The organism is Microbacterium sp., from assembly GCF_029263575.1.
Taxonomy (GTDB): domain Bacteria; phylum Actinomycetota; class Actinomycetes; order Actinomycetales; family Microbacteriaceae; genus Microbacterium.
The window spans coordinates 1-6,621 of the sequence record NZ_JAJUFV010000154.1 but is presented as its reverse complement, the minus strand read 5'-3'; the positions used below and the strand labels follow the sequence as shown (position 1 = coordinate 6,621).

At 65.0% G+C, this 6,621-nt stretch carries 10 protein-coding genes; 7 read left to right on the top strand and 3 right to left on the bottom strand.

The features are described from left to right. A partial coding sequence (locus tag Q1J95_RS13140; RefSeq protein WP_300268265.1) for an ABC transporter ATP-binding protein occupies positions 1-1,100 on the bottom strand: 1,100 nt, incomplete at its 3' end. Positions 1,101-1,316: 216 nt separating this feature from the next. Here Q1J95_RS13140 and Q1J95_RS13135 point away from each other — a divergent pair. Next, positions 1,317-2,726, top strand: a complete 1,410-nt coding sequence (locus Q1J95_RS13135) for an MDR family MFS transporter (RefSeq protein ID WP_300268267.1) — start codon at positions 1,317-1,319, stop codon at positions 2,724-2,726. Between the two features lie 36 nt (positions 2,727-2,762). Here the strand turns inward: Q1J95_RS13135 and Q1J95_RS13130 are convergent, their stop codons facing one another. Then, positions 2,763-2,906, bottom strand: coding sequence for a hypothetical protein (locus tag Q1J95_RS13130; RefSeq protein ID WP_300268263.1), 144 nt, complete (start codon positions 2,904-2,906; stop codon positions 2,763-2,765). A 79-nt stretch (positions 2,907-2,985) separates the two neighbouring features. Here Q1J95_RS13130 and Q1J95_RS13125 point away from each other — a divergent pair, with 79 nt between their 5' ends. The 6 genes from Q1J95_RS13125 (at position 2,986) to Q1J95_RS13100 (ending at position 6,415) form a co-directional block, all read left to right on the top strand. Continuing rightward, positions 2,986-3,483: a DUF6328 family protein gene (locus tag Q1J95_RS13125; RefSeq protein WP_300268260.1), complete on the top strand. Its 498-nt coding sequence runs from the start codon at positions 2,986-2,988 to the stop codon at positions 3,481-3,483. Positions 3,484-3,577: 94 nt separating this feature from the next. Then, positions 3,578-3,877 (top strand): Fe-S cluster assembly protein HesB, encoded by a 300-nt coding sequence (locus Q1J95_RS13120; RefSeq protein WP_300268258.1) that lies wholly within the window; start codon positions 3,578-3,580, stop codon positions 3,875-3,877. 79 nt (positions 3,878-3,956) lie between these two features. Further along, complete coding sequence (locus Q1J95_RS13115) at positions 3,957-4,580, top strand: 1-acyl-sn-glycerol-3-phosphate acyltransferase (protein ID WP_300268256.1); 624 nt, start codon at positions 3,957-3,959, stop codon at positions 4,578-4,580. Further along, positions 4,564-4,995, top strand: a complete 432-nt coding sequence (locus Q1J95_RS13110; RefSeq protein ID WP_300268254.1) for a hypothetical protein — start codon at positions 4,564-4,566, stop codon at positions 4,993-4,995. The genes Q1J95_RS13115 and Q1J95_RS13110 overlap by 17 nt, the downstream gene beginning before the upstream one ends. An 18-nt stretch (positions 4,996-5,013) precedes the next feature. Further along, complete coding sequence (arfB, locus tag Q1J95_RS13105; RefSeq protein WP_300268252.1) at positions 5,014-5,457, top strand: alternative ribosome rescue aminoacyl-tRNA hydrolase ArfB; 444 nt, start codon at positions 5,014-5,016, stop codon at positions 5,455-5,457. A 37-nt stretch (positions 5,458-5,494) separates the two neighbouring features. Beyond that, a complete protein-coding gene (locus Q1J95_RS13100; RefSeq protein ID WP_300268250.1) occupies positions 5,495-6,415 on the top strand; it encodes a macrolide 2'-phosphotransferase in 921 nt (306 codons plus the stop codon). Here the strand turns inward: Q1J95_RS13100 and Q1J95_RS13095 are convergent. Continuing rightward, positions 6,416-6,621 (bottom strand): alpha/beta hydrolase (locus tag Q1J95_RS13095; protein WP_300268249.1); only part of this gene is annotated, 206 nt, incomplete at its 5' end.

The following is a 6,621-nucleotide window of genomic DNA, read 5'->3' as shown; positions in this document are numbered from 1 at the left end:
GCGACCGTGATCGCATCGGGTGCGTCGGCGATCTCGGGAACCAGATCAAGGTACTCGAAGATGCGCGCGAACAGCGCCGTCGAGGTCTGCAGATCGAGCGAGACGCGCATGAGACCCATCAACGGCTGCAGCAACCGTGCCTGCACCGTCGTGAACGCGACGACGGTGCCGGCGGTGATCGCGCCGGCGCCGCCGGCGACCAGATATCCCGCGACGAGATAGATCACCGCCGGGACGGAAGACATCAGCACCTGCACGACCGCGAAGAAGCCCTGACCGCTCATCGCCCGGCGCACCTGCAACTTCACCTGGTTGCGGTTCTCGCCCTGATAGCGCTCGGATTCGGTGCGCTGACGATTGAACGACTTCGACAGCAGCATGCCGGACACGCTCAAAGTCTCTTGCGTGATCGCGGTCAGCTCACTGAGCGATTCCTGCGTCTCGCCTGCGATGCGCGCACGCACCTGACCGACCTTGCGCTGGACGACGATGAGAAAGGGCATGAGCACGACAGCGATGATCGTCAGGCGCCAGTCGATCAGAATCATCGCCACGAGCGACGCGATCACGGTGACGACGTTGCCGAGGATGCTCGTGACCGTATTCGTCAGCACACCCGAGACGCCGCCGACATCATTCTGCAGACGAGATTGGATCACGCCTGTCTTGGTGCGTGTGAAGAATCCCAGCTCCATCGCCTGCAGATGCTCGAACAAGCGCACACGCAGATCACCGGTCACGCTGTTGCCGACGGTCGCGGTGAGCCAGGTCTGCCCCACCCCGATCACGGCAGACAGCAGGAACAGACCGATCATGGCGAGCACGAGCCGGATAAGCAGGCCGAGCTCGGGTGCGCCGCCGTCGATCGGAAACAGCGCATCGTCGAAGATCCGCTGCACGATCAGGGGCGGAATGACGGCGATTCCTGCCCCGAGCACGACGAGGACGCCGGTGATGATGATGCGCCCGCGATAGGGGCGAAACAGCGCGACGACGCGGGAGCCCAGGCGGGGAATCTTCGGTGCCTGCGCGTTCAGCTTCTTCTGCGCTGCTTCATCGACGCCGCGGAATCCACCGCCACGACCTGGGCCCATGCTCATGCGGTCAGCCTATCTCCGAGAAAAACTTCTGCTCTCCGGGAATATGCGCGGTCGAACAAGAGTTAGGCTGGTACGTCGTCCACGCACGGATGCCGGATCTGTCGGTTTCGTCGGTGGCCATTCGCACCAGCTTTCTGAGGAGATGCTTTGACCGCCCCCACTCCGACCGACTCGATTCCCACCGTGAAACCGTCCCCCGTGATCTCGCCCGCAGACATGCGCGTGATCTGGTTGCTGCTCGTCGCCGCCTTCGTCGCGATTCTCAACGAGACGACGATGGGCATCGCCATCCCGCACCTCAATGATGACCTCGGCATCCCGCCGGAGCTCGGCCAGTGGCTGACCAGTGCGTTCATGCTCACGATGGCGATCGTGATTCCCACGACCGGCTTCCTGCTGCAGCGCTTCACCACACGTCAGGTCTTCATCGCCGCGATGACCTCGTTCAGCATCGGAACTCTCATCGCCCTGGTGGCGCCCGGGTTCGAGGTGCTGCTGGCCGGCCGCGTGATTCAAGCCGGTGGCACGGGCATCATGATGCCGCTGCTGATGACGACGATCATGAACGTCGTGCCCCCGCGCTCGCGTGGGCGCATGATGGGCCGCGTCGGCCTGGTCATCTCGCTGGCCCCCGCGATCGGCCCGACTCTGGCCGGCGCGGTGCTCGAGGCATTCAACTGGCGCGTTCTGTTCGCCATCGTGCTGCCGATCGCGATCATCGCGCTGGCGATGGGCGCGAAATGGATGACCAACCTCGGCGAGACGACGAACGCCCCCATCGACGTGCTCTCGATCGTGCTGTCGGCCTTCGGATTCGGCGGTGTGGTCTTCGGCCTCAGTCAGTTCGGCGGCGAAGCCGAATCGGGCGGCGCCACGATCGGCATCGTCTCGCTCATCGTGGGCGCGATCGCCCTAGCCGTGTTCATCTGGCGCCAGCTCGTGCTGCAGCGCGTCGATGACGCCCTGCTCGATCTGCGCGTGTTCCGCTCCGGCAACTACACGATCGGTGTGATCGTGATGGGCATCCTCGCCCTGTCGATGTTCGGCACCCTCGTGCTGCTGCCTCAGTACCTGCAGAACGTCGCCGGTCTCGATGCCTTCCAGTCGGGCCTGATCCTGCTGCCCGGTTCGGTGCTCATGGGCCTGCTGGGCCCCGTGATGGGTCGCGTCTACGACGCGCGAGGCACGCGCACACTGCTCGTTCCGGGAACGATCATGGTGTCGGCCGCGCTCTTCTTCTACTCGACCGTCGGTGAGCACACCGTGTGGTGGATGCTGATGATCGCGCAGACCGTGATCTCGGTGGGCCTCGCGATGTCGTTCACCCCGCTGTTCTCCGCGTCACTGGGTTCGCTGCAGCGGCACCTGTACTCGCACGGCTCTGCCGCGCTGAACACGATTCAACAGGTGGCCGGAGCGGCAGGGGTCGCCCTGCTGACGGTGACGTACTCAGCGATCCTGCACGCGGGCGAGCAGGAGGGGCTGTCGACGGCGGTCGCCGGTGCGCCGGGCGCACGAACGGCTTTCCTCATCGGCGCGTTCATCTCGCTGATCGCGGTCGCGTTGAGCCCATTCGTCCGCAAGCCCGCTGACGATCTCGACGAGCAGGCGCACAGCGGTCACTGACCGCCTACGGCATCGGCTCGGTTCGGCGGGGGCGACTTACTCGCCGGGGGCAGCGCAGCAGGAACTGCCGCCGCAGCATCCACCGGCGCTCTCGTCGCCCAGAAGGTTGAGCGGCGACGATGTCTCTGTGTTCTCGGGCGCGGGATCCGCAATCTGCTCAGAAGTCTGCGAAGTGCTCATGCCTCCATGGTACGCCGCGTTTCATGCTCGGGCCTCACCCGGGCTGGACAGGGTCACGCGATGACGAAACACTCAGATCATGAGTGATGTGCCCGACGCGAACCCCGACGGTCGAGATGAGACGCTGAACGAGCGCGCCGACCGAAACTGGGAAGAGCTCATGCAGGAGTTGCGCGTGATGCAGACCGGCACCCAGGTGCTGGCTGGCTTTCTGCTCGCCGTGGCCTTTCAGCCACGATTCACCGAGCTCGACGATGTACAGCGCGTCCTGTACATCGTGTTGGTCATCCTCGCCGCGTTGGCGACCATCCTGGCGCTGACGCCGGTGGGCATGCATCGGATGCTGTTCGGCGAGCGTCGTAAGGCGCATCTGGTTCGCCTCGCATCACGCATCGTGAAGGTCGATCTTGCGGTCGTGGGCGCGCTCAGCGTCGGGGTCGTGGCGTTGGTCGTCGACTTCGTCGTCAACAGAACGGCCGCCGGGATCGTGCTGGGAACCGGGGTTCTGCTCGTCGTCGCCATGTGGCTCTTCCTCCCCGTCCTGATGCGGCGAGCGCGAGATGAGAAGTTCATCTGAATCAGGCCCCAGGGTTGCAGTGGACGCGCTCCTGCGGAATCGTGGCCCGGACATGTTCCGTCTGGGCCATGTCCGCAAACCGGAAGGAGAGCACATGCTCACCCTCACCGAGAATGCAGATGCCGTCGTCACCACGATCGTCGGCCGAGAGGATGCCAGCGCTGAGGCTGGGCTGCGCATCCAGACAGCGGAGGGGCAGGGACCAGGTGGCGAAGCGCGCTTCGCTGTTCAGGTCGTCGCCGCTCCAGAAGAAGCCGATGTGGTCATCGAGGGAGACGCCAGTCGTGTCTTTCTGGAGGCTAACGCGGCCGAAGCGCTTTCTGACAAGGTGCTCGATGCCGGGGTCGACGAAGCGGGTGCGGTCAGTTTCACGATTCTGCCGCAACCGTCATAAAGCCTTACGAAGAGGGGCGTCGAGTGCTCACACTCTCGACGCCCCTTCTTTCTTGCCTGCCGAACGCTACGGTTGAGAAGTGATTCGACGTTCTCTTGCGCGGGTGTTCTGGCTCTTCAGCCGATGGACGCTCACCGGTGCGGGCGCCCCGCAGCAGCCGACCATTCTCGTCGGCGCGCCGCACACCTCGAACTGGGACTTCGTCCTCATGCTGGCGATCGCGTGGCGCCTCGACGTCGATGTGCACTGGCTGGGCAAGAAGAGCCTGTTTCGCGGCTGGCGCGGGCCGATCATGCGTGCGCTGGGCGGTATTCCGGTTGATCGATCGGATGCCGGACGCGTGGTCTCTGAGGTCGTGCAGCAGACTCGTTCCGGGGAGGTCTTCGCTCTGGTGGTCACGCCCGACGGCACGCGAGGTCAGAACGAATACTGGAAATCGGGCTTCTACCGCATCGCTCGTGAGGCGCAGTTGCCGGTGACGCTCGGGTTCGTTGATCGCACCACCATGACGACAGGTCTCGGCCCGACGTTCGCGCTGACCGGCGACGTCGCATCCGACATGGATCGCATCCGCGCATTCTTCGCGGACAAATCCGGCCTGCGACCCGAGCTTCGCACCGAGCCTCGGCTGAGGGAAGAGAGCGAACCGTTCGAGGAGCGCGGGACCGACGATCGAGGAGAGCGAGATGACGAACATGGATGACTGGCTTCGCCTCTGCGCACTCATCGATGACGATCACAAGTTGGTGCAGTCGGTGCGTCTCGCAGTCAGCGAGGGCGGCGACGCATGGGCGGCACTCATCGACGGCCTCGATGATGCGGGCGCGCTCGCCTATCTCGACGTCGACGACACCGGCATGGAGCTCGCCGACGCGCTCCCCCAGGTGCCGCGTATCTTCGCCGCCGGTGTCGACATCGACGAGGTCGGAGACGTCGACGGCGACCTCGCCGCGGCGATCGTTCGGGCCGACAGCATCCTGGCACCGCACGATCTGCGCATCGTCTTTCTGGAAGAGGACTCGGATGCCTATCCGCTCGTGGTCGTGCCGATCGCGAACGTCGCACCGATCCTCGATATCGTCGGCCGCCTCGGTTTCACTGCCCGCGCATTCTCGTGAGTACGCAAGACTGGATGTGTGGATGACCTGTACGTGCCGGCCGGCCCCGGCGCCCCGCACGGCCTGAGAGTGCCGGCGAGCGAGATCGTCGAGCAGTTCTCTCGCGCCTCGGGCCCCGGCGGTCAGGGAGTCAATACGACCGATTCCCGCGTGCAGCTGAGCATTGATCTGGGTACGACGACAGCGCTCACCCCGCCACAGCGGCGGCGCGTCATCGAACGCCTGACGACCAGGCTGTCTGGCACGGTGCTCACGATCAGCGCCAGTGAGCAACGCTCGCAGCGACAGAACCGCGCCGCCGCGAGGGCGCGCCTTGCCACGCTGTTGCGCGACGCCGTTGCGCCCCGTGTCGAACGGCGGCCGACGCGGCCCACAAAGGGATCACAGCATCGACGACTCGCAAGCAAGCGCCAGCGCGCTGTCACGAAACTCAGCCGCAGAAAGCCGCGCGACAGCGACTGACGTTGTGCGTGGTGAATGCATCCGAGAGAGTGGAGATATGGACAACAGCGCACCGGCCGATATCGCATCCATCCGCGGACTTGCTGCGAAACATGGGCTCGACATCGCACCCGACACGATCGCGATCAACGAACTGGGGTTGGACTTTCGGGTGGCCATCGCCGAAGCATCCGACGGAGAATCGTGGGTGCTGCGGATCCCGCGGCGACCGGACGTCATGGCGCGCGCCGCGGTGGAGGGCCGACTTCTGGAGAGCATCGCCGGTCACCTGAGCGTCGCCGTTCCGAACTGGCGAATCCACTCCGATGAGCTCATCGCCTATCCCCTGCTCCCCGGTGACCCCGGGCTCACCATCGATGCTCAGGGGCGGCCGCACTGGCATTTCGACGTCGAAGCGAAGGGGTATGCCGATGCGTTGGGCGACCTTCTCGCCGAACTGCACGCCGTCGACAGGAGCGTCGTCGATTCGTCCGGCATCGAGGTGTACACGCCCGGGGAAGTTCGCGAGCGCAAGCGCGCAGACATCGCTCAGGTCGACGGCGAGTTCGAAGTCGCTGCCAACCTCCGCGAACGCTGGCGTGCCTGGCTGGACGATGATCGGTACTGGCCTGAATGGACCACCTTCACGCACGGCGAACTCTATCCGGCACACCAGCTGATGGTCGATACCGAGATCGTGGCGGTGCTCGATTGGACGACAGCGATGGTCAGCGATCCGGCACGAGACTTCGTCTTCCACCACTCCAGCGTCTCGCCGAAGGCGTTCGACGCGACCGTTCAACGGTATGTGGACCGCGGCGGGCGCGTGTCGCCCTTGCTCGCAGAACACTGCGCTGAGCTGTTGTCGACGTCCGCGGTGGAGTACGGCCTTTACGCGCTGCAGACCGGTGATCCCGACCATTTCCGTGCGGCCGCGGCGCAGCTGAATCCACCTCGCGAGGATCCTGATGCTGGGTGACTAGTCCCAGTCGAGGTATTCCTCGATAATGACGGCCGTCTCGATGGCGTGCGTGGCCGGGAAGAGGTGACCGGCGCCCTCGACACGTTTGATGCTGGCGCGCTCGGGCGCCGTGGCCTGCAGCGACTCGGCGTTCGCCGCCGGGGTGACGTCGTCTTCTGAGGCCTGCACGATCAGCACGGGGATCGCCGGGGCGAGCGCGATCT